This window comes from Methylomonas sp. LW13 (assembly GCF_016865255.1).
Lineage (GTDB): Bacteria > Pseudomonadota > Gammaproteobacteria > Methylococcales > Methylomonadaceae > Methylomonas.
In genome coordinates this window covers 1,924,532-1,947,802 of the sequence record NZ_CP033381.1, presented here as the reverse complement: position 1 = coordinate 1,947,802, position 23,271 = coordinate 1,924,532, and the positions used below count along the sequence as shown (strand labels likewise).

At 54.1% G+C, this 23,271-nt stretch carries 13 protein-coding genes and 2 riboswitches; all 13 genes read right to left on the bottom strand.

Annotated features, from left to right (window positions below):
• The 13 genes from JL719_RS08760 to gspG all read right to left on the bottom strand — a co-directional run bounded on the left by JL719_RS08760 (position 1) and on the right by gspG (position 23,219).
• The gene (locus JL719_RS08760) at positions 1–405 is read right to left on the bottom strand and encodes an ExbD/TolR family protein (RefSeq protein ID WP_033159014.1); all 405 of its coding nucleotides are present in this window, start codon (positions 403–405) and stop codon (positions 1–3) included.
• Between the two features lie 85 nt (positions 406–490).
• Entirely contained in the window at positions 491–2,278 is a 1,788-nt protein-coding gene (locus JL719_RS08755; protein ID WP_033159015.1) for a DUF2341 domain-containing protein, read from the bottom strand.
• Positions 2,279–2,471: 193 nt separating this feature from the next.
• Positions 2,472–13,049, bottom strand: coding sequence for a filamentous hemagglutinin family protein (locus JL719_RS08750; protein ID WP_033159016.1), 10,578 nt, complete (start codon positions 13,047–13,049; stop codon positions 2,472–2,474).
• Positions 13,050–13,091: 42 nt separating this feature from the next.
• Positions 13,092–13,170: riboswitch (cyclic di-GMP riboswitch) on the bottom strand.
• Between the two features lie 565 nt (positions 13,171–13,735).
• The gene (locus JL719_RS08745) at positions 13,736–15,325 is read right to left on the bottom strand and encodes a ShlB/FhaC/HecB family hemolysin secretion/activation protein (protein ID WP_225893068.1); all 1,590 of its coding nucleotides are present in this window, start codon (positions 15,323–15,325) and stop codon (positions 13,736–13,738) included.
• Between the two features lie 109 nt (positions 15,326–15,434).
• Positions 15,435–16,994, bottom strand: coding sequence for a hypothetical protein (locus JL719_RS08740; protein WP_033159018.1), 1,560 nt, complete (start codon positions 16,992–16,994; stop codon positions 15,435–15,437).
• Between the two features lie 100 nt (positions 16,995–17,094).
• Positions 17,095–17,886, bottom strand: a complete 792-nt coding sequence (locus JL719_RS08735; RefSeq protein ID WP_033159019.1) for a hypothetical protein — start codon at positions 17,884–17,886, stop codon at positions 17,095–17,097.
• Between the two features lie 39 nt (positions 17,887–17,925).
• A riboswitch (cyclic di-GMP riboswitch) is annotated at positions 17,926–18,004 on the bottom strand.
• A 700-nt stretch (positions 18,005–18,704) separates the two neighbouring features.
• Positions 18,705–19,220 carry a type II secretion system protein M gene (locus tag JL719_RS08730; protein ID WP_165385940.1) on the bottom strand — a complete coding sequence of 172 codons (516 nt, stop codon included), beginning with the start codon at positions 19,218–19,220 and terminating at the stop codon, positions 18,705–18,707.
• Complete coding sequence (gene gspL, locus JL719_RS08725; protein ID WP_033159021.1) at positions 19,201–20,394, bottom strand: type II secretion system protein GspL; 1,194 nt, start codon at positions 20,392–20,394, stop codon at positions 19,201–19,203. The genes JL719_RS08730 and gspL overlap by 20 nt, the downstream gene beginning before the upstream one ends.
• On the bottom strand, positions 20,387–21,322 hold the full coding sequence (gspK, locus tag JL719_RS08720) for a type II secretion system minor pseudopilin GspK (RefSeq protein ID WP_033159022.1): 936 nt from the start codon (positions 21,320–21,322) through the stop codon (positions 20,387–20,389). Before gspK ends, gspL begins: the two co-directional genes overlap by 8 nt.
• Positions 21,322–21,897 carry a type II secretion system minor pseudopilin GspJ gene (gene gspJ / locus JL719_RS08715; protein WP_033159023.1) on the bottom strand — a complete coding sequence of 192 codons (576 nt, stop codon included), beginning with the start codon at positions 21,895–21,897 and terminating at the stop codon, positions 21,322–21,324. Before gspJ ends, gspK begins: the two co-directional genes overlap by 1 nt.
• Positions 21,887–22,264, bottom strand: coding sequence for a type II secretion system minor pseudopilin GspI (gene gspI, locus JL719_RS08710; RefSeq protein WP_033159024.1), 378 nt, complete (start codon positions 22,262–22,264; stop codon positions 21,887–21,889). Before gspI ends, gspJ begins: the two co-directional genes overlap by 11 nt.
• Complete coding sequence (gene gspH, locus JL719_RS08705) at positions 22,261–22,803, bottom strand: type II secretion system minor pseudopilin GspH (protein WP_129871374.1); 543 nt, start codon at positions 22,801–22,803, stop codon at positions 22,261–22,263. Before gspH ends, gspI begins: the two co-directional genes overlap by 4 nt.
• On the bottom strand, positions 22,788–23,219 hold the full coding sequence (gspG, locus tag JL719_RS08700) for a type II secretion system major pseudopilin GspG (protein ID WP_033159026.1): 432 nt from the start codon (positions 23,217–23,219) through the stop codon (positions 22,788–22,790). Before gspG ends, gspH begins: the two co-directional genes overlap by 16 nt.
• Positions 23,220–23,271: the final 52 nt, after the last annotated feature.

Sequence of the window (23,271 nt, the reverse complement as noted above, 5' to 3'; positions counted from 1 at the left end):
TTATTTGGTCAGATTTTGGGTAACCAGACCGACCTGGGTGATTTCCAGTTTGCCAAGCAAAGCCAAAATATCGACGACGCTTTGATACTGGACAGTGGAGTCCCCTTTAACCACCACCGGCAATTCCGGATTGGCGGCCTTGTATTGCATCAGTGTCGATTCCAGCTGCTCCATCGTCACCGGAAATGTATCCAGAAACAGTGTGCCGTCGGCGGTCACCGTGATGGCTTTGGTTTGTGGCTTGGCCAAACTGGGCGTATTGCTGGCCTTGGGCAGATTGACCTGCACGCCTTGCACGGCTGCCGTGGTCATCAGAATAAACACCACCAGCAACACATAAGCCAAATCCAGCATAGGCGTGACGTTGATTTCGTCGTACGCTGCGTTTTCTTCTTGAACTTTCATTGAATATTCTCGGGTTTTCGTAGGGTACGCAACGCATACCGGCAGACTTTGGCAAGGTACGCATTGCGTACCCTACGAAGTTTAATTAGCTATGCTGCTCGGCCAGTTTGGCGACAAATTCATCGACGAACACGTGCATGTCGGCGGTCACGGCCTTGATCATGCTGCCCAGATAGTTGTAGGCAAACAGCGCCGGTATCGCCACGCCCAAGCCGGCAACGGTCGCCGCCAAAGCCGCGGCGATACCGGGCGCAATAGCGTTGACGTTGACTTCGCCGCTGGCGGCAATCGCCGCGAACGTGATCATGACCCCGACCACGGTGCCGAGCAGCCCCAGGAACGGTCCACCGGAAATCGCGATGGTCAACAACACCATTTGCGAGTTGAGTTTTTGCAGTTCCCGCACCAACACGCCGTCCATTGAGGCCTTTACCGCATTCAAAGCCTGGGCGGACAAGCCCTGGTCGGCCGCCTCAGCGCCCACGCTTTTCGCCAGACGTTTATTCATTTCCTGCACGCCGACGTGGTAAATCCGGTAGATCGATGAACCCGCAAACGCCGCATGATTGCCGGTCAAGGACAGCAACAACGGCGATTCGTCATAATCTTCCTGACCGTCTTCGTCCTGGTGATCCAGATTGCTGATATTTTTGGCGCCCAGTTGGCTGAAAGCCTCTTCGAATTTCTTGTTCTCACTGCGGGTACGGTTCAACACAATCGCCTTACTGACGATCACCAAGGTACTGACGATAAACATCACCCCCAGAATCCCGATGATGACCCAGCCGTCCACGGTGACGTTATCCAGCGTAGACATCAAATAGGATTCGCCGCCCTCTTCGCTGTCGGGCGTGCTGTCTTCGCCGTAGTTCAACAACGCCGACGACTGGCCTTGCATCATTGCCGCGAATTGCAGGTAATTCTGATCGCGAGCGACCTTCGCAATACCAAATTCATCAACGGCACCGACCAAGCCACGCGAACCATCCACTGCCGCGCCTATGCTCATATCACCCAACAGCGAAGGCACGCTGGCCGGCAGGATGCCCACCGGTTTACCGTCCACATACAAGGTAAAACCGTCCTTGTTACCGGCGACCGATAAGTATTGCCAAGTGGCCAAATTCAGATCGGCGGAACTGACCAACTGCTTGCGATTAACCTCCAAAACCGGGGTTTGACCTCTAACAGATAAAATCAGCCCATCCCGCGCGAATATCACCCCGTCGGTTTGGGCTTGATCAATTTTGACCCATGCCGAAACGGTCCAGCCAAATTCGACGGCCATCTGAATCGCGGGGGTTGCCGCAATGCGTATCGATTGACTACCGTTAAAACCGCCCGCTTCGCCAATGGCTCCACCTTCCACAACGGTTTGGGTAGCGGTGGCCGGTTGATTGGCATAGGCCGTAGCGTCTTTAACCGGACCGGCTTCGAAGTGATAGGCGACAGCCTGAGCCACATCGAATATCCCCGCAGATTCCTGAGCATCCACAGCCTTGGGGTTGCCGTAATACATCCAGAACATCGGCTCATCGGCCGTAGCAATGTCCTTGGGCAATTTCACCCAAATCAAAGCCATTTCGTTGACCGTATCGATTTTCTCTATGTAAAACTTCAGCGGCGTTTTGTCGTCGCCGGCCATGAAGCGTAAATCTTTGCCGTTTTCGCCCAAATCGGCGAAGAAGCTGAAATTGCCGGTATGCAAACGCACCAGCACCAAGCCTTCCGCTACCGGCGTCACGCCGCCCTGCTGCAATTGCTGGGCGTCTATGGTTATTTTCTTTCTATAACCCCAATCGTCGTTCCACCAAGCTTGCGCCAGTCCGGGCATCGCCAACAGGGCCGCTACTAAAAACACAATCCGTTTCATGATCACTCTCAAATCAAAACATAAACTGGATTATCCCAACGTTTTTTTACATGATTATGACGGGCGGGAAAGAATCGAAAAAACGGGAAAAAATAGTATTAATCCGACCGATTTAGCGCAGGCCGACACGCCCACTGCCCGCTGCGAACACGGGCAATTCAGCCATTGTCAGCCTGAATGGCAAGACAGCCGGCTATTCACCAAAACCCAGAATATCCACACTCAAGATACCCAAGGTGTTGGCCGCTGCCTTAGCCAGTTTTTCGGCTGCATCCTTGCCAACGTTGCCGGTACTATCCAGCGATTTGCCGACCGCGGCCGCCACATTGCTGACACCGGTCAAACCGGCGGCGATGCTACCGGTCGCGGCGACCGGCACGCCCACGGCAGAACCACCAACATCAATATTATCCGCGCCCACAATGGCGGTGGCCGCCAGCGTGATGTTATTGCCTCTAATACCCGCCTCACCGGCATCGATGATGCCGCGCGGCGCAAACAACAACACGTCGCCTGCTCCTACCGTTCTGATACCGCCGCCCTGCAACACCGGCGATACTTCCAGTACCGGCATCCCCGCCGCGTCGTAACTGACTTTAAGGGGTGGAGCCGCCAACGCGGTTTGCGCACTCCGACCGGCATCGACATCGCCTTCAGTCGAACCGCCGGTAATATTGCCGTTACCCAAAGTCACCACGCGCTGGATGTTCACATCGATGTCGTTGCGGGCCAGCAGATTAGCCTCGCCCTGTTTTTTTACGATCACGCCCAACTCATCGTCTTCCTTTGCCAAACCAATATCAGCGGTCGCCAAGCCTACGGTAATGCCGCCGTTGGGAGTAAACAGATTGGCATCGCCGCCGTCCTTGGTTTGTATCGAACTCAAGAACAGCGATATGTTGCCCAGCTTGGGCCTGACCAGTTCGCGGGCATCGTCTTTCTCGCGGTCGCTAGCGCTGGCAAAGGTTTTACCCTGCCGTGCCAACTCTGCCTCAATTTTTTGCTGCAGCGCGGCATTCAAACTATTCAAGATATTACTGGCGCTGGTATCGGCGTTAACTACAATGCCGTTCGCAGCATCAATGCGGTAATCGCTATTGCCTGCCAATAAGGTGGTACCGGGGAACAGCGACTCGATGGTAGCCAGCAATTTTAGCTCGGCCAGATCCTGCGCCTGTTTGGTGGTGGCTTTGGCCAGCGTGCTGGCATTGGCTTTTACCTCCTGCAAAAACACCGATTGCACGACGCTTAACAGTTTGCTGTCTAACCGGGCCTTATCCACCGTGGAAAGCCCGTTAAATGCCAGTTTGGCCGCATCGACGCTTAACGAAGAGTCGCCGGTGATGCTGCGCATTTCCTGCACGAACAAATTCAGGTAACGCTGATTTTCCAGGACGTATTTACCCGAGTTGAGCATAAACCCTTCGGCAAAGCCGTTGCTGTTCAGTGCACCGCCAGCCAAACCGGCAATCACGGTAATGTTGGCACCGTCATCCGCCAGCGCGGCGTTGGATTGATCGCCCGAAGATGTAATGCCTATGGACGATCCCAAATTCACATCCCGGCCCGCCAGCGCGGTTAATTGTCCGGGACCGGCCACGTCTATGCCTTGATCGGCTTCGATGATATTGCCGGTATCGGGGTGAATATTGATCGTGTAACGAATATCCCGGCCGGCATTAAAGATACTGACCGCGTCGGCATTGTTATGTTGAATATTAAACGTGGCGCGGACAATATCCTTACCGGCGCTGACCTCGGCGGGCTTGGCCAATACGAATACGATGTCATCGTCGATACGGCCGATGTTGCCGCTGCCGGTACTGATCAACACCGGATTCGGGTCATTGGCGTGCAACGGCGTGCTGGCATGTATCGCGGTGGGCGATTGCGGTTGCTGAATATCCAGAACCTTTAGCACGTTGTCCAAGTCGGTTAAGGAAGACCCGACGAAGGGCAATGCGGCGCTAGGTAATGCCGCAGGTTCCGCATCGCTCAAAATAATCCGCGGATTACCCTTACCGGTTAAATTCTCAGCCGCAAATAACTCCAAGTCACCCTGCGCCGATGGGTACAATGTGAAGCTCTTGTCAACGGCAATATTGCCGTTCAGTGCGTAAGCATGCAGGCCGGCGGGATAAACCAAAAAGCCTTCGGAGATATTGGTATTGGTGGCCTTCTTCAAACTGGCGATGTCGTTTTCCAGGCCAAGGTCGCCGGAGAGCGTGGTCAATGTCACATTGCTATCGGTGCTGTAGCGGAAAAACCGATTCGATGAAGCATTGATCAAATCAACCGAATCCGGCAAGGTCACGAACATCGGATCGACAATCGCTTCCAGGGCCAAGGACTTGCCGGCAACGACATTAAACTGCGCATCGCCCAAAGCCAATATCGGATTCAAACCCTTGTTGGTACCGGCTTTCAAAGAGCCGTGCGCATAAATATCCGCCGCCCCGCCATCCACATAAAACACGCCGCCGGCGATATCGCCACCCGCCTGCAATTGCAGATTGCCGCCGCCGTTCACTTCCACCACATTGGTTTTGAACGTGATAACAGTGGCGTCCGCCACCGGTGTGTCCCGCTCGCCTACCTGTTTACCGGTGGTAGGTATCATCACCGACAAGTCTTCAACATTTCCGCCCGCGCTGATGCGGACATTACCGCCGCCGAAAGCGGTTACGCTTTGCTGATGCTGACGAGAAAAGCCACTTGAGTCGCTGATACCCAAGGCCACGCCCCAGGCTGTCGGACGTTCCGAGTTGAATTCCGTACTGTGCTGATTGCTGTTGGACCAATCGCCGGTACGTACCAACGCATCGCTGAGCAACTGCGCACTAGGTTTGGCGTCTATATCCCGCCCGACCTGAATACTAATGTCGCCGCCGTCCAAAGGATATTCTGCGTAGAACAATGCGGCCAAATCCGGTCCGCCGCTACCCCAGCGTTTGGCATCATCCACATCCGCCCGGCCCGCCGTGTAGATCGCCGAGTTTTGATTACCGTAAACCAAGTCACGCGCCGCGCGAATATCAATATCGCCGGTGCCGGTCCGCACGCTGACATCATTGGCGAAACTGACGTCGCCGCTGCCGGCGCTGGTCAACAGACTGGCAGAGGCCAGCACAGTCATTGCATCGGCGGAACCCAAATCGGCGCCGCCGATCAGTTGGTAACTCCACGAAGCTCCGGTTTGCAAATAATCGCTGACGTTGATAGCTCCAAAATTGGCGGAATTCAAAACCCCGGTGGAAAAGCCGTCGCTCAAATTGGCATTGATTAACAAATTGCCTTTCGCTCTAAGCGTTAACACCCCAACCAGATCGTTATTGGCGCCATAACGCCAGGCTTCTCCGCTATCGAGTTTTCCCAAATCCCAGGTTTCGGCGATGGTCAAATTGCCGCTACTGCGAACTTCCACGCCGGGGATGATGGTAAAACCGGCGCCAAAGCGGCTGTTAGCCACATTAGCCGCTGCCAAATCGGCCATATAAGCCAGATTATCGTTATGCATCGCCTGCTGTTCGGCGGAGGCGATACGGCTGTTGTGATAAATACGCGCGCCTTCAACGGTGACGTCGCTATCGCCAACGATAGTGCCTGCGGCAATGGGCTTGACGTTAATGTCCGCCAGACCGTCGCCGTCGGTATCGTCGCGGTCGGCACGTAAATACACCTCGCCCGCTACGCCGGCTCCAGCCGCTGCAACGTTGATGCGCGCGCCGGGCTGGATGTCAATGCCGGCGCCATCGGCGGACGCATCGATAGACGACAAACTCACCTTGCCGCCGTTGCCGTTCGCCGCTTGCGCGTTCGCTAGAATCAGCGCCGAGCTATTCAGCGTCAGCAGATCTTCCGCCGCCAAAGTCACCGAACCGCCATTCGCACCCGCAGCATCCAAGGTGCCGGCAATGCTGATACTGCCGGTGTCGGCGCTCAGATTGATCGCATTAGCACTCACAGTTTGCCCAGCCTCAACCACAATGTCGCCGCTGCGGGTTCTCAGTTCGACAGCGCCGCTAAAACCAGCGGCGGTAAACACCGCATTTAAAGCACTAAAGCCGCCCGCACTCAAACTGCCGGTATCAACGGCGACCCGGCCACCGTTGGCCTTACCGACGCCATGAGCATCGATAAAACCGTTGAATTGCACCTGGCCGGTGCCGGCTTGCGCGGACAACAATCCGGCCAGTATCTCGGCGTTACTGGCGTTTAGCAGTAGCTTACTGCCTGCTTCGGCGCTGACATTGCCATGTTGAGAACTCAAACTGATTTTGCCGCCGGACAGATTCACCGGTTTGCTTAAACCCGCATACGCCACGGCACCGGATACATCAATCAAAGCATTCCCGCCTAAGGTCACATTACCCAGCAAAGCGTTCATGGACACGTTACCGGTTTGATACAACAAAGCCGTGTTCAAACCAATGCTATCGGCTTCCAACAGTAAATGCGCAGCTATGCCTTGGGTAGAAGCGGTTAGCACCTGGCTGCCACCCGTGAGCGACAAGTTATGACCGCTGGCACTGATGATGGTTTTAGCGCCGTTCTCGGCACTGACAAACGGCGTGTTCACGCTCAAGTCGGCCAATGCGGTTAAGGTGCTGTCACCTTTGCCCAACATACGCTCGCCGGCATTAACATTCACTGCGGCAAATCCCGACAGCTGGAATTTACCTTGGTCCAGCAGCAGCTGTTGCACATTGATATTCAATACCCCGCTGCCGTCGCCCGCCAAAACACTGCCCGTAGACTTGCTATTGGCAAGACTCAAGGTTTTCGCATTCAAAGATAGGGTTTTCCCGACATTGGCTTTACCGGCCAGACCCAAGGCATCAATGCGTAAATCGCCGAACTGAAAAGGCTGACCAAGGGCATCGGTTTGCAATAACTCACCGTACAAATTGACCATACCCCGGCTGCTCAACACCAGTTGATTAACAGTCAAGTGTGCGAGCTGAGTATTATCCAGCGACAGGCCGTTCACTACACCGGCGGTCTCGCCGAGGTTGATGGTCTCCGCGCCCAGATACAAGGAACCGCCGGCCAGATTCAATTCGCCTGCCATTTTGGTCCGCCGTGTCGAGTCCAGCGCCACCGAACCCGCGCCGGCCGAAATGACCGCGCCGGCACTTATGTTTAGATCGCCTTTCAAGCCCTTGGCGCCGGTTCGGTTGATCGTTGCCTGTTTGCCCGCCGATGCGCGCAGTAAGGCGCCGTCGCCGTTCAGCTCCAGCACCGTATCGCCATCGGTATCCGCAACCGCGCCGCTGGCTTCGATTTTGGCACCCTGTTCAAGCGTGACGGTTTCGCTGGCGGCCAGCAAGGCCTCCGGCGCTTTCAAGGTCGTGTTTTGGGCTAGCGTCACTGACTTGGCAATAACATCCAGCTTGGTGTGGCCGGTCGCGGCGTCAAAGCTTCTCACCGCCCCGAGCAACAAGCTATCCACTCTAAACTTATCCAGGTCGCTAACCAACAATTCAACATCGTCGGTTGCGGCGGTTGTGCCCAAGGCCAATTTATCCGCCACGATGTCGACCAAGCCGCCACGTCCGCCCTCGACTACATCGGCCACCACGGTGGGTAGCTCCAGACGGGTTTTGGCGTTTAGCACCAATTGCCCGGCATCTTGCGGCAGACGCGGAATCGCCAGTTCTTTATTTACCGCTCTATCCGCGAAAAATTGGTTGGCCGAGCTGATGTTGTATTCGCTGCGGGTTTTAGCAATGCTGCCGGCTTCGACCACATACTCCGACCAATACTGATCGCGGATGTCTGTTCCGGCAACGCTGCGGTAGCCGGTAACGACAGCAGCGCCATCGACCCGGGTTCTACTGGTGCCGGGAATGGCATTGGCGCTGCCGGCGACCGGCGACACCAAAAATGCATCCGGCAATAAGGCGTAACGAGCCGGCAGTAAGGCGTAGTAGCCGGCGGCAAGGCCGCTACCGGCACCGATGTAAATGCTGTCGCCAGTCTTCAAACCTGATTCGGGAAACGATTTGGGGTCGAACGGCGAATAACCGGACATACCCGGCACGACCGCAAAGCGCTGATCAGTATCAAGAACATCTACCGAACCGCCATCACCGGGAATAAATTCGAAGCCCAATAAATCGCCGCCGCCGGATAAATCCACCAAAGCACCGTCTTCCCGAAGGATTTGCGTGGCCTTAACGGTTATTTTCTTCTCGGGGCTTTCAAACACCCGCTTTTTATCCGTTTCTGCCGGTTTCAGATCGGGGTTAACCACGTTCAGGTTGTTGCCAGTGCCGGCCAAGGGCAGCAGCCATTCCAGGCCGCCTTGGGTGACGCCCAGCGGGATGATTTGCCCCTTGGCCGAGACCGACGTAACGCTGTCGGCTCCGAAGGTCACCGATTTTGTCGCCTCCAAAACGATCTCGCCCAATGGCGCGGTGAGCACGCCGTTTTGGACGATATTCGGACCCTGCACGGTCAAACTGCCCAAGGCAGACAGCACCGGCGTTGCATGACCGCTTTTGTTGAAAGTCACCGTGCCGTTCGGATCGCCGGCGACCGCCAAGGTAAACTCGGTCAAGGAGGTGGGATAAACCTGCGCCGCAGTTAAATTAAGCTTGGAAAAGGTTTTAAACTCGCCGACAAAATCCAATTCCTTACTATCAATCCTTATACCTTTCAGGCGAATATCACCGTCGGCGGCGAGATCAACCGTATTAAAACCGGTCGTTACCGAACCACCGACCAAATCGATTAAATCGGCATTAACCGCCAATCTGCCATCGCCGTTGCTGGTTTTTACTAGCGGTGCGCGATAGCTATCCGACCCCAAAGTCGCGGTGGTAGCGCTGACTTGCACATTACCGGTATCGGCGGCGGTGTTCCGCTCCCAACCGAAATTGACTGCATCCAAAGCAATAGCGTTATTCAGTTGCAGATCGACATCGCCCGTAAACCGAATCTCACCCTTCTCTCCGGATACGGCCAGATCCAGAGAGCTAAAACCGCCCTCGCTAATCTGCTCGGCAGCCAGATAGCCAATGCCGGTCAGCCGATCACCGGGCGAATCTTTCTTGGGTAATGAATCGCCGGGTTTAGAAAAAACGGCGGAAAACGGTACATTGCGTTCCTGGGAGATTTTCAAAATGCGCGGCGCGCGCGGAAAGATTGAGTTTTCTACATCCGGATCGGCACGATTGTCTACGTTAAGAAACACCGACAGTTTGCCGCCGGAGGTGCCGGGCGCAACGCCGCCGGCGGCTTGCATATCGCCGTCCAGGAACGCGCCTTCGGCGGCGGTGATATTGATGCTGCCGGCGTGCGAACCTACTAGCGTGGCGGCAAAACTCGCGCCTATCGCGGCGGGACTATTAACCGGTAAATCCAGGATGTCTTGGCTACCGGAAACATTGATCAAAGAGCCGGCCTGGGAGGCAAAAAAGCCGCGTTGCGCATTGACGAGCACCTTGCCGCCGTCAAAAACCTTACCGATACGCCGGCCCAAGCCGTCCACGGTAATTTGACTGCCGCCGGACACATCGATGCGGGCAGTGCTACCCAGCCAGATGCCTTGATTCTGCTGGTACTGCGGATCGACCTCACTTTGATCGGGAATAATATCCAGAGCCAGGGTACCGCCATGTGCGATGATCCGGCCATCCAGCACCAGGGACGAATCGGACTCCAGCGTAACGCTGCTTAAATCGTCGGCGTTAATCGTTGCGGTAGCAGCCACCAGCAAATTGCTGTTGGCATTAATCCCGGCGGCATGGTCGGATCGCAAGATCAATTTGCTGGGTGCGCGCAGCTCCGGCAACAAGGTCGTCAAATCCGAGAATGCTTCGATACCGTCGGCGTTAGCCTGTTCCAGATAGGTGTTATTTAGTACTCTGTTCTGTTGGCGCAGCTGGATATTGGCACCGTCGTCCACCGTCAATCCGTTTAGGTTTGCACCTATATCGAACTCGGCAAAGCCGCCTTCGCCGAAAAACGTCGTAGCGATTTGCAAAGGCTGTACGCCGCCATCGCCTATGCTAGGCGTCTCTTCCCGGCGAATGGCTACCGCGTTGGCTTTTACGGTAAAACCGCCGCCTTGTTGCATGGCATAAGCGTGCATGACACCATCCAGCAACACGTTGGCGCCGGCCTTGTCTATGGCAGGTTCGGCGACCAACATAATACCGCCCTCTTTAAAAGTATCACCCTCGCCGGTGTTTCTTTGCGCCTTACCGGCTTCCAGCCTGCGGTCTTCGTGCAACCAGGCCCCGGCGCTGATGTCGATCAAACTGCCGGCCCGCAAATACACCCCACCGCCGTTACCCTTGGCCTTGGCTATAAAGGTACCGCCGTCTATGGCCACCGTCTTGCCGTCAAGATTTTCAGGCTGGGCGAAATCGTTAATCCATTCCCCGCGCAAATCTATTTTGGCGCCGGAAGCCAGATTAATCTCACCTTGCAGCCCAGGCGCGTTGGTTTCGGCGGTTTCCAGTTTTACCGTGGCGCCGGCACCAACGACATTGCCGCGCACGTCAATCGCGCCGCCTTGTAACGTCAGATTACCGCCGGCCGCCAAGCGCAAAGTCGCATTCTCGGCAAGGCTGATGTTACCGTTGGTTTTAAACACCGCAGTATGCACGCCGCCGTCGATGAGCTTGTTGGCATCCACGGCCAAAGCCATGGCCAAGCCGTCATTTCCGACCGGGAACACCTCGTCGATATCCAAATCAATGCTGTTTTGCACGCCAGCGGAGAAAATCAAGGCCTGTGCATTACTCAGGGTAAACGCGGTATCGACCGTCAGACGGCTGCCTTTGGCCTGCTCGGCCAGCGTCCGCTGCCGCCTGCCGCTGGTGGTTTTACCCAGCAGGTCGCCGTCTAAAATGGCGTTGTTGGCTCGAATCATCAGGCTGCCGGCGTCCTGGCCTTCCACATAACCCGGTTCGAAACGCGCCAGCGTGAATGGACCGTCGATTTTCCAGACTTTGGTGATGCCCCATTTTTGATATTTTTTCACCACCTCGCCGTAAATCGCCTCGTAAGGCACCAAAGGATCGGCTTCGCTAATATCCACCAAGCGGCCATTAGCCAGCAGCTTACTGGTGGTAATAAAGCCATCCAGATAAGTAATCTCGCCACCGGAAAAGTCCAGAACCGCACCTTTTTCCAGGATGACATCGCCTTCGGAGTTAAGCGCGATCTCGCCGCCGTTAACCATCCTTTCGGCGACCGTGCGGCCAATCCCCGCCACGGTAGGCGCAATATCGGTTAGCGGCGTACCTTCTCGGATGTCCACCAGGACGGTCTTACCTTTTAATATGCCGGTTTTTTGCAACGGCGCGTCTTTCAATTCAAAGTTGCGCAGCTCCACTTCCAAGACATTGCTTTCCATGGTGCGGATGACTTTATCGGTACCGGACACATCGATTTTCGCGCCGGCATCGATCAGGATCCGGCTATCGTTTTTTAGGCTGTTGTCGGCAACCGGATTTAACGGCGATTTAGTCGCGGTAATTGATACCTTGCCCGAAGGCGCGTTGATTTCCGACCCAGCCTGTAAATGCACCTTATCAGCCATAATCTCGACCCGAGATTGCGGCTGCACCTGACCGGGTACAGCGGTTTTTTCTACCAACACCTTGACGGTTTCGCCGGATTCCAAAGTTTGCGTTTCCTCTATGTATTCCACCTCCGGCAGAATCTCTGTGGTGCTGCCCACACCCAAAGTCACTTGTGCGGAACGCCCCAAACCATCGCCTTTATCTGTCGTGCGGGTGGTCCCCTTTGCGGCTATTACTGTCTCGCCGCCTTCGGTTTTGGTGGTGAAACCCTCCCTAGCCAACAGGCGGATAGTGCCGTTGACGTTGGTGGAGGTTGTTGCCGACACCTTGCCGCTTTGTTTGACGGCAAAACCCATCAAGGTGACGTTACCGCGATTGGCAACGATGTTACCCAAGTTTTCCACCTTGCCGCCGGTTTCGACTTCCACCAGCAAGCCGCGCACGTCGTTATTGCTTCTGTCATCGGCGGTAGGAGCTTCCTGCAAGTACACCTTGTCGGTTGCCGCCGCCATGATCACCTGGCCGCCGGGCGATTCCACATCACCTTTGTTCATGATGCTCGGGGCAATCACCAGGATGCGGCCGCCCTCGCCGGACTTAATCCGCGCCCCGCTTTCCACTTTGATTTCGATGGGGACTTTTTGACCGTCGGCATCCAGCTTAAAACTGCCGTCGGTATTTTTTTGATAATAATCGCCGGAACCTACAAAAGCGGCGCGACCATCCTTGGAGACAGTGCCTATGGTTTCTTTATCAAAGGTTTTTTCGAAACTGACATCCATCGTCGAAGCCACCAAACCGCGGGCATTGACCACGGAATCCCTACCGAACACGAAACCGTTTTTATTGACCAAATATATCTGGCCGTTAGCGGTTACCGAACCCAAAATCTGGCTGGGATTTTTACTGGGATCGACGATTTTGTTTAGGGCGATGGCGCTGGCGCTGGGCTGTTTAAACTCGACGGAACTCTCGGCACTGACGTTGAATTTATCCCAATTCAGAATAACCCGGTCGGTTTCCTGATTAATGGTCATATTATTGCCGATGACGGAACGACTGGCGCCGCCCATGCTGGCCCAAACCGCGCTGGGCACCGGTAACTCGGCGCAGACCGGCGAGACGAAAGCGATGAGCATACTGCCCGCGACTGCCGACTTTACGCAAGCCGCAATAGGATTTAATCTGAAAAATACCGCGTCGCCATGCTGATGCTGTTGTCTATTAGTCATAATTTCGCCTGTGCCAATCCAAGAAACAACCGAATAAAATCAGTTGGCAACCCGGCTGTCTTGACTGACAAGACCCGCGGCTTTCCGCCCCCGCCTCGCAACGGGTTTAGCAATATTTAAATAAAATGGTAAAAATTATAAAAATAACTTTTAACTACCTTAATAAGCATAAAATGCTGAATAAATACTAATTTAAAACCATTGCATAATAACTGTACAAAAGTAGTATCAAGGCAATATAAAATATTACATATTTATTACATGAAATAGATTTGTAATAAATATGTAATATTATTAGGCGAAACCTATAATCTAAAATAATCGTATTGCCCGCAAAAGCGGCTGCCCAGGGAAATCCACAACCTGGATTCGCTGCGCAGTCTGCGGCTCCCGCATACGCGAGAATGACGAGTTTTTTAGAGGCCCTCTAGAGAGCCACTGATAGTGCCTTTTCCCTCAGCAGGCTGTCGTAAACACGCCTTGCCCGGAGGCAATACCGTTAATTCTTAAGGGTCCGCGTAGGGTGGATAAGCCTTGCGCATCCACCACGATTGCCGGATGCGCTTCGCTTATCCAGCCTACGATTCATTAACGCTGTTTTGACTGAATAATTAAGACAGGAGCGAATAACCCAAAGACACCAGTTAATTCGCTCCCGTCTTCCGCAACCATTCCGCCGCCGCGCCCTAAAATTGGGTAGCAATCCTAAAGTCCACCCTATTCTCGCCGCGCCGGACAGTGCCTTGGTCCAGAAGCGGAATGCCAAAATCAAACTCGCCTTGCACATGTTTAAACATATCGAAACGTAAACCCACGCCGGTGCTGGCCAGCGCCATTTCGTTAGCATTACCCGGCAAGGCATCGACAATCCAGCCTTTCCCGGCATCGACAAACACCAGCGCCCGCATTTTGTCGAACTCGTCCCATTCGTCCGGCACCAGCCGGGGGCTATACCATTCCAGCGAGGCGGTCACCCCGTCATCCGACAGCGCATTAGTTTCCAAATAACCGCGCACGGTTTGATAGCCACCCATAGAAAACTGCTCGTTACTGATCAACGGCGAATCGGTGATCTGTCCGGACATGCGCGCCGCCACTTCCATACCCCATGGCAAGTCATGCCGGTAATCCATACCGCCGCTCAGATAGATAAAATTGGATCGGGCTAAAAAGCGCTTGTCGGCAAACTGCTGCTCATCACTGCCCAAGCCGCGTATCGCAAAATTAACGCCCACATTGAACGACAGCAAAGACTCGGCATCGCGGTAATTGCCGCTGTACTGGGCCATGAACGGCAGATAACTGATAGGGGTTTTTAAGGTATCCGAACCTAATAAATTCAAATCTTCCTTAAAGTCTTTGTAATCAACGCCTAGCGTCGCAGTGTGGGTGTAATTATTTAGGGTCTTCAGCGGCGACACAAAACGCGCGCCGTAAATATCACCGCTACCAATCACCGATAAGGCGCCAGCGCTGGCAATTTGCGACGTTGACGATGAACTGACCGCGTATAAGGCCAGGCGCTTATCGTCATCAATGACCGGCAGCACATAACTGCCCACCAAAACCTCCACTTCGTCCGGATTTTCCGGCGAGGTTTGATACATAAACGAAGCGCTGTGAAATTTTTGCCAGAGATTGTCGTAACGCAGCGATACCAAGGTCCGTAAGCGGCTGGTGTTTTGCGTATTGTGGGAATTCACTTCCACCTTGCCGTGCAAAGGCAGTTCGTCTTTCACCTTTAGATCCACTTCCAGCGTGCCCGGCGTTTCACCGGCGCGCAACACCGGCACCACGGTTCTATCCTGGCTCTCGCCGGCCAACGTGGTCAATTGCTCCTGCATTTTTTGTAGATTGGGAACATTACCCTCTGCCAGCTCAGGTACTTTGGCTTTAATGGCCCCCAACGAGAAATAACGGGAATCGGTAACCCGCAAGCGCGACACCTTACCTTCCGTCACCTGTAAATACACGACGCCGCCGACCACGTTCTGTTCGGGAATATCCACGGAGACGGTTTGATAACCTTTACTACGATAAAGCTCTTCCAGTGCGGCACGGGCTTCCTCGACGGTATCGATGGTTTTTTTCGGCCCCAAAAACCGGTAAACCGTGCGTTCAACCAGTTTCCGGTCCAATAAGGTGCTGCCCTTCATCCGCAGCTCCAGTAAATCGAATTGATTGCCGGTTTCTTCCGCCTGGCCAAGCGCGCTGGCCATCAGCAACACAGCCGCGAGCCCGAACCGGACCGAGCCTAAAAACAAATGTTGTTTCATTTCACCCATCGCAAAAAAAGACAGCCTCCGCAAGCGAAGGCTGTTTGTATTCAATGCGCATCCTTGCGCGAACCTCCAGCTATTACACTAAAGGTTTGTTACATGCTGATTACATCGGCTTGCTGGTGTTGGTAGATGATTTGATAACCGGCACTTGGCAGTTGCTCAAAGAACCTGAGGCAGCATGCGAGTAAGGCATAACAGGTGCATTGACGTTCAAGGTGTCGGTGAAGTTGTTGCCGTTACCGATAGCCAGATAACCTGATTGACCGAATGGGTGAACAAAACCAATGTTCAACTCGGTAGCCAGAATGGTTGGTGAAGCCGCGTCGGCAGCGATTTTAGCGATGACGGTAGATTTATCCGCGCTGATACCTTTACGCCATTGGAAGGTTTGCTCAACCCAATCCATATACTTGCCTCTGAAGGCTTGTTCCAGAGTCGGTGCTACACCGTCCACTTTGATAAAGCGGTAATGCTTGGCGTGCGTGGCATTGTTTTCCAAGCTTTGGTGACCGATGGCCCAGCCTCTGTTACCGGCAGTGTTAACTGCGGTGTTGAACACGTCTGGATTAGTCGTAGTGATTTGTTTAGCCACCGCTTCGCCGTCGGCAAAGTCTTCCAGACACAACTCCATATCACCGGAACCGCTAACTTCATGCTTAACAGGACCCGCTAAATTAGAACCCGTCCAATCAGGTGACAAACCGGCAGTACTGCAAGGGTTGTTCAGGAATTTGACGTATTGTTGTGCGCCGGTACCGGAACCGTCGATACGTTTGCAAAAGTGCACTTTAGTATCGTTAGGGGTAACGTTTCTGACAGTGCCGTCGGAATCGGTGTAAGTCAAACCGGCAGTCAAGCTGGTTAAGGCCGTGCCGTTTACTTTAAACTCGGACCATCTTTTGATTTGACCGGAGATCAATTCAGCCACTTGTTGTTTGCTCAAGCTAGGCATACAGGCTTCGGTGTAATCGCCCGGTGCGCAGCTGCCGCCAAAACCGGCCAACAGGTTTTGCGCTCTTTGCAAAGCCACGTACAAGTTATCGGAAACCGGCACACCAAATACCAAGGCCGCCGCAGGCACCACGTTCAGAGCCGCGTCGGCAGCCACTGGATCAACCGCAGAAGCGTTTGAAGGTTTGTTTGGGCCAACAAACAATTTTGGCTCGACATCGGAAATACCGGCATCGGACAGCACGTTGGTCAGGTTAGCGCCGCTGGCGTTGCAAAACCAAGTGTTGGTCGCGCCTTGTTGCGTGCAGTTACCGTTGTCGATACGCATTGCCGCAATCGCCACGCCGTCGATCAGCGGGTTAACGCCTTGCGCAGAACCGCCGGCAGAACGTTTGTGGAACAGTACTTTAGCCGTGGTTGCCGCAGAACCGTTGACGGTCAGGCCGGGTACGTTAGTAGAGTTCAGTGTGCAGAAATAAGCACTATGGTTTTTACCTTCGGAACCCGCTGTACCGTTGTCTTTAAATACATCCAAAGTACCGGCATCGCACAAATTAACGAACAATGCCGCAAGGGCTTTGTCTTGCGCGCTAGCGCCGGACATGAAGATTTCGATATCCGGCGTGACGCTAGGCGCATGTGCGGATGCACCTTGCGAGAAACCTGCCAGAGAAGCCACTGCGATAGCAGCAGACAATAATTGCTTTTTCATTGTATATCTCTCAATTGATTGAATTTAAAGTTTGAGCCGACCCGTTCCTGAAGGGGGAACCAGCAAAACAGAATCCGGCCGGCTCAAGACGTTTGCGGGATTAAACCGCCAGCGATTTACGGCGAGTGGCGCGCAGTACACCCATCAGACCGGCGCCGAACATCCAAACTGCGGCTGGCAGCGGCACAGCAGCAGGTGCAGCGGTGTAGGTCAATGAACCGACATTGCCGTTGATTGCAAAATTCCATGTACCTGGAAAAGTGACTAATTCGCCAGTGTCGAAGTCGCTATCATTGACTTTTTCATGAACAAAGGCCAAAGCGGTGCCCAATTGGCCTTGCCCGGTAAATGGCAATGCGGTTTGCAAATCATTACCGTAAACAGCAGTGTAGCCTTGTTGGCCGACTGTTTTGAAGGTGCTCAGGTTGTTGGCATTAGCATCTTGAGTTTGGATATAGCTGACCAAATCATTCCATTTACTCATGCTGTTGCTAATGTCTGCTGCGTTGGTATCGAAAGCAGCAGGTGCAGGAACTACTGAAGTTGTATAGAAACCATACTTAGCAGTATCTGAAGGGTCGTTCAGTAATCCATGTCCACCCGAAACACCCCAAGTAACGTTGTTGCCGGCAGTGTAAGCAGCAGCGAACGATTGGAAGTTGTTGTCGCTCAGTGTGAATGACAATGGTTGGCTGGGGTTAGCCAAAAATTGTTCAACAGTGATGCCCAAATCCAGCGTGTAAGAGTTTTGTGCTGTGTAGTTAACCAGGTTAAACAAAAACTCACTACCGTCTGCTGTTGCATCGCCGATAGCTTGGATACGCGCTTCCGCGGCGCCTGAAGCGGCCGCTGCCAATACTGCAACTGCCAACAATTTTTTAGACAATTTCATTTTTAAAACCTCATGTTTAAATTTCGATTAATGACATAAGGTGACAGCCCAGCCGTCTTGACCTGCAAGACCCGTGACTTTCCGTCCCCGCTTCACAACGAGTTTGGCTTTTACACGCTTTAGATTGCACTCGACACCATCTAACATCCTGACAGCGCCGCTTTGTTGCCCCCGCGACCATGTTCCGCCTAGCCTCCTCCCTATCCTCTTCCTTCGCCGCTCCTTGTTCGTGCCGTCCGTGTTCCCTAGTTGCTCCCGAATCTTTGCTGAACGGCCGTTCCTCAACCCCTCAACTTGGCGCGAATTATTCCAGAGCAATAGCGGCGTTTCGGTTACAGCATTGTTAAATTAACGTGACATGTAATACACCTGTATTACAAAACCGGCCGCTAACACGAAAATTCAGCGGATGCCCGGGCGCGGTAGGGCGCGATAAAATCTAAGATTCTATTTGCGGGGGTCGCATCAGTGCGATTCAGTTAAGGAAGAAACCCCTTCTCCCTCCGGGAGAAGCTTGGGATGCGGGAATCAAATAAAGCTATTTTCGGTGTAGCCTAGGTATTAGTGGCCGCTAGCTCTCGACGGCAAGGGCCTTGCTGGCTATTGAGCAAGTTAGTTAAATCCAAAAAGTCCGTCATGCCGCCGGGTTAAGGGCGTCCGGTGCCATGGATGGCAAGCTTCGAACTCTGCGTGCGCTGAACACGGCATTCCCCGACAAGCAAACGCCTTGCGACCGCTTCACCAATCGATTGGGAACACTGGGCTCCCGCCTGCGCGGGAGCGACGGACGTTAAAGGCCAGGCTAATATGAAGGCGGGCTAAACAACGCCCAACAAGACTTTGGCGTTAACGATACCGTCCGCATCGGCCGGTTTTTCCACATCGATTTGCAGCACTTGCAAGCGGTGTTTGGTTTCCAAAATTGTCAGCCATGACATCAGTCGGTCGAAGGCCAGATTTTCCAGCCAGACGCTGACTTTGTCCTCGCCTTCCGGTGACAGATGTTTGATCGCCGGTTTTATATCCAGCTGTTGGCTGCTGAAATCGACTAACGCCAGCGGCGATTGATTACCGCCATCCACTGCCGGCGTATCAACCGCGGCTTGTTGCCGCAAAGCCGCCGCTTCGTTGCCGACTTGTTGTAAATAGCTATAGATTTGCTGTTGCGCCTGGATTTTTAGCGTCAGCAAGCGGCTCTGCTCCGCCATCGGTTGGTAAAACAGCAGGTATGCGCCATACACCAGTACGACCAATAAACCGCCCAGCCCCAGCACTCGCTCTCTGGGTGATAGTTCAGCAAAACGCTGGGTTAAGTCATTTTTCGCGAATCTCAAGTTGCGCCTCCACGCCGTTTGCGCCGCTATCGGCGGATTGAAGTTTCACCAGCATGCTGCTTTGCAGTTGTTGTTTGAATTGCTCCAGCTGGCCGATGTCATCGGCAACCACATGCAACTGCAAACCGCCGTTCAGGAAATTGAGCTTTTTCAGGTGCACGGCGGGCGTGTCTTTCAATACCAAGCCAGACCGGTAAAGCAAGCGCATGAAACCGCTACCGACGACGTCGTGTTGTTTTCTGAGCAGCGCCAGTTGTTGCTCGGCTTGGGCTTTGACATTAACGATACGTTTCACTTCGGGAAAGCTTTGTTTGAACAGCGCTTGGGTTTTTGCTTCCAACTCGCTCAGCTCGGCTTGCTGTTGCCAGTAGGTGTGCAATAAGGCGTAGCTCTGCACCGCCAAGGCCACCGCCAGAATAATGGCCGCCGGCAGCCACTGTTGCCAGCGGCCTACCTTTCGGCTGCTGACAGCATAGGCACCGCTCAACAAATTCAGCTCTACAGGCAATAATTCGACGGCACTCGCCATGAATGACAAAGGTGCTTTGATGACCGTGTCCATACCGGTAATAGCCAAACCGTCCGGCAGCTTGCTGTCTTCGCTGCCTTTGCATAGCAGCAAAGTCTGAAAATCAGCACCTTCGGCACGGACTTTTTCCAACAGCTGCGGCAGAAACAGCGCATCCACACCACCGCCCAAATAGGCAGCGCTGCGCAGAATGGCGTTGCTGTCGTCGAGCAACAAAGTCGCTGGTCCGGGCTGATACGGCAGACATAAGGTTTCCGGATACGCACCATCCAGCTGCAAACCGGCTTCCTGAAACGGTGTAAGCAGCGCCGCTAATGTTTCGTGCGTAATCGCCGCCACGGCGAGTTTATCCCGGTCCTGCTTTAACCAAACCAGATGATAATTTTCCACGTCCTCGGCCAGTAAATCTTCCAAGGCAAACGGCAAGGCTTTTTTCAGTTGCGCGGTGGTTTTAACCGCCAGCTCGATTTGCAATAACAACACCGAGGCAGCCGGCAATAACAGCAGCACAGACTTACCCTGCGCAGCCGCTGTTAACTCGGCCATCGTGCCGGATGCCGGCTGGCTATCAGGCTCGGCAAGATTCAACCATTCCAGTTTATCGGCCGATTCGGCGCCGAATCTGACCAGCAGTTTCTCAGCCATGCGCCAAGCCCTGGCGCTGGCGCTTCACCACTTGCGCGCCACCACTATCGCGTTGCAATTGCGACTGAAACTGCAAATGGGTTTTGCCCATATCAATTTGCCCTTGTAATAAAAAATTTTGCGAACTGACACCCAAGCCGTATTTACCGATGCCGGCATCGGCAACCGCTTCGTCCTTTAAAAATTCGGCGACTTTTGCGAAAGGCTTGCCTCTGGCCCTGAACATGGACGCGGCCCGATCGGCGCTGATGTCGTCCGCCAAACAGCGCAGCACCATGGCGCTGGCGGTATTGATATTCAGCGGCGCGTAGCCTTCCACCACATACACATACGGCAATAATTTCGAATAAATCTCGCGCGTCATGCCTTTTACCAACAGCAACTCGCTAACATCTGCAAATTGCCGGTTCGCGGCGCGGTAGGCCGGCTTGGATCGAGTATAGGTTTCGTCTTCCGCACCGTGCGGATAGCTAGCGTCCATATCCGCGTCTATCCAATCCACGATTGCCTGCGCCAATTCGGTTTTCAGTTTCAGTACCGCCAGTAAGCGCTCCAGACGTTTCACATCGGGCGCGGATACTTTGCCCTCGACCAATAAGTTGTTCAGATTGATCCGGCCTTGCAAGTCATCAAGCTTCGCTTGCATCGTACCGCCGGCCACAGTTGTCCTTGCCAGCGGTTCGGACCAGGTGTCATCCAAACCATCGACATCACCCACTTTGGCATCGGCCGCCAGCCGGCCAACAGCCCAGCTTTCCAGGCCATACGCATATTCCCAGGCTTGCATGCTACGCAACTGATTTTCGGTGCGGCGTATATCCAGCTGCCGCGCGCTGGACATGGACACGACCGCGACCGTAGCGATAGCCAGTATCAGCATCACCGTGATCAACGCTATGCCGCGCTGCGCCTGATCTAGCATCTTCATTACCGCACCAGAAACAGCCGGCGCATGTCGCCCAAGCCGGCCAGGTTAAAATTAGCTTCCACCGCTTTGGGTAAGCCGGTGCCTTCCGCCGGCCAATGCGTCGTCCATTCGCTGCCGTAAAAGCGCAGTTCAAGCGCACTAACATTCAGCAATTTTTTCCGACGAAATTGCGTCTGCTGGGTACGGTCCAACACGATCCAGACCTGCCTGTACAAACTGCCGTTTTCCAGTCGATAACTGACACGCTGCAGATCACTTCGCATCGACAACGCCGACCATTCCGGCACGCTGCGGGTTAAAGTCAATAATTCTTCACCATTCCCACCGGAAAAAGCCGGCTGTTCGCTACCCAATTCGTCCCGAATCGAGCGTGGCAAAGCCTGGGCTAAATCTTCGTTAAGCAAATACAGGGTTTGCTGCAACGCGGCGATGCTGTCCGAGCGTTTTTCCGTGCCCGCTCTGGCATCCAACACCGCGCTCAAGCCGGCGTAGGCCATGGCCGCCATGATCGCGAACACGGCCATCGCGATCAGGACTTCCAGCAAGGTAAAACCGCGACTGGCGCTATTGTTCATGGCTGGCCGGAACATAACTAAGCAAACCGGCGTACGGCGATTTATCCCCTTCCAAAAACACTTCTATCCGGTAATCCCAAAGCGTGCCGCCGAGACTCGGCGTCACACCGCGCTTGGCCTGCCAATACCAGCGCCGCCCGGCCATGGTTTCCCACCCGTCCTGGTTCTCCGGCTTTTCGGTATCCAGGCGCAATTGCACCGCACGATTAGCGGCTATCGTCGCGGCTATAGTTTTGTTTTCCAGATACCAAAGGTTCTTGGTATTGTCGGCGGTAATTTTGATCAAGCCGGCCATCAGAATGGCTAACAGCGCCAGCGCAATCAGCACTTCCAATAGAGTGAAACCGCCGTTGCCGGGGTATTTCATGGCTTAATGGCGACGCTGGAAATTGCCAAGCCCCCATCCGCCGTATTACTCAGCCAAAACCGGAGATCGCTTTTTGCTAAATCCAACGCAATTTGAAACACCGCAGAGGCCCCGTCCGGGGTAAAGACAATCTGCGGTTCCGGATGAACTTTGCCGCCGAACCGTTGATTCAGATACACCGGCTTTTCGTCCAAGCTTAAAGCCAAGGTCATGCCTGTTGGCAAATTCCTCTGTCTGAATAGCGCATCATTATTCTCCGGCTGCCACTTGCTTTGGGTAGGCGAGAGAAACCTATACCCTTGGCCGACCAACTCCAGACCTATGCTTTCGCCGCGTATCATCGCTTCCTGCTCGGCCAGCGCCAGCAATTTTGCCAGCCGATCAACTTCCAATTGTTGCTGCTTACTATGATCGGCATTGCCCATCGCCAGCATCGCCATGCTGCTCATCAAGCCGATTAAAACCATCGCAATTAACAGTTCTATCAGCGTAAAACCACGCGCGCTCAAGCCGGAATTTGGCCTTATTTTTGCGCCCAATTGGTGATGTCCGCGCCGGCTTCGCTGCCGCCTTCCACGCCGTCGGCGCCGAAGGAATACAAATCAAATTCGCCGTGCGCGCCGGGCTGCATATAAAAATACGCTTTGCCCCATGCGTCGACCGGCAGTTGATCCAGATAGCCGCCCTGCTTCCAATGCGCGCCGGCCGGCAGATTAGCGGGTTTATGTACCAAAGCTTCCAGGCCTTGGTCGGTGGTGGGGTAGCTGAAGTTATCCAGTCTGTATAAATCCAGCGCGGCGCTGATGGCTCTGATGTCTTGCAAGGTGCGCGTGGCACGGGCTTCGTCTGGTCTGCCCATGATTTTTGGGACGACGATGGACGCCAAGATGCCCAAAATCACCACCACGATCATCACTTCGATCAGGGTAAAGCCTTGCTGTTTTTTATTGCTCATAAGGGTTTAAAGTCGGATTGGTTTAAACAGGTCCCGGCCTGCGGGACAACGG

Coding starts and splice junctions, on each gene's coding strand:
- JL719_RS08755 (WP_033159015.1), bottom strand. CDS start 2,278: ATGAAACGGATTGTGTTTTTAGTAGCGGCCCTGTTGGCGATGCCCGGA.
- gspI (WP_033159024.1), bottom strand. CDS start 22,264: ATGAAATACCCCGGCAACGGCGGTTTCACTCTATTGGAAGTGCTGATT.
- JL719_RS08745 (WP_225893068.1), bottom strand. CDS start 15,325: ATGAAACAACATTTGTTTTTAGGCTCGGTCCGGTTCGGGCTCGCGGCT.
- gspL (WP_033159021.1), bottom strand. CDS start 20,394: ATGGCTGAGAAACTGCTGGTCAGATTCGGCGCCGAATCGGCCGATAAA.
- JL719_RS08735 (WP_033159019.1), bottom strand. CDS start 17,886: ATGAAATTGTCTAAAAAATTGTTGGCAGTTGCAGTATTGGCAGCGGCC.
- JL719_RS08740 (WP_033159018.1), bottom strand. CDS start 16,994: ATGAAAAAGCAATTATTGTCTGCTGCTATCGCAGTGGCTTCTCTGGCA.
- gspJ (WP_033159023.1), bottom strand. CDS start 21,897: ATGAACAATAGCGCCAGTCGCGGTTTTACCTTGCTGGAAGTCCTGATC.
- JL719_RS08760 (WP_033159014.1), bottom strand. CDS start 405: ATGAAAGTTCAAGAAGAAAACGCAGCGTACGACGAAATCAACGTCACG.
- JL719_RS08750 (WP_033159016.1), bottom strand. CDS start 13,049: ATGACTAATAGACAACAGCATCAGCATGGCGACGCGGTATTTTTCAGA.
- gspK (WP_033159022.1), bottom strand. CDS start 21,322: ATGAAGATGCTAGATCAGGCGCAGCGCGGCATAGCGTTGATCACGGTG.
- gspG (WP_033159026.1), bottom strand. CDS start 23,219: ATGAGCAATAAAAAACAGCAAGGCTTTACCCTGATCGAAGTGATGATC.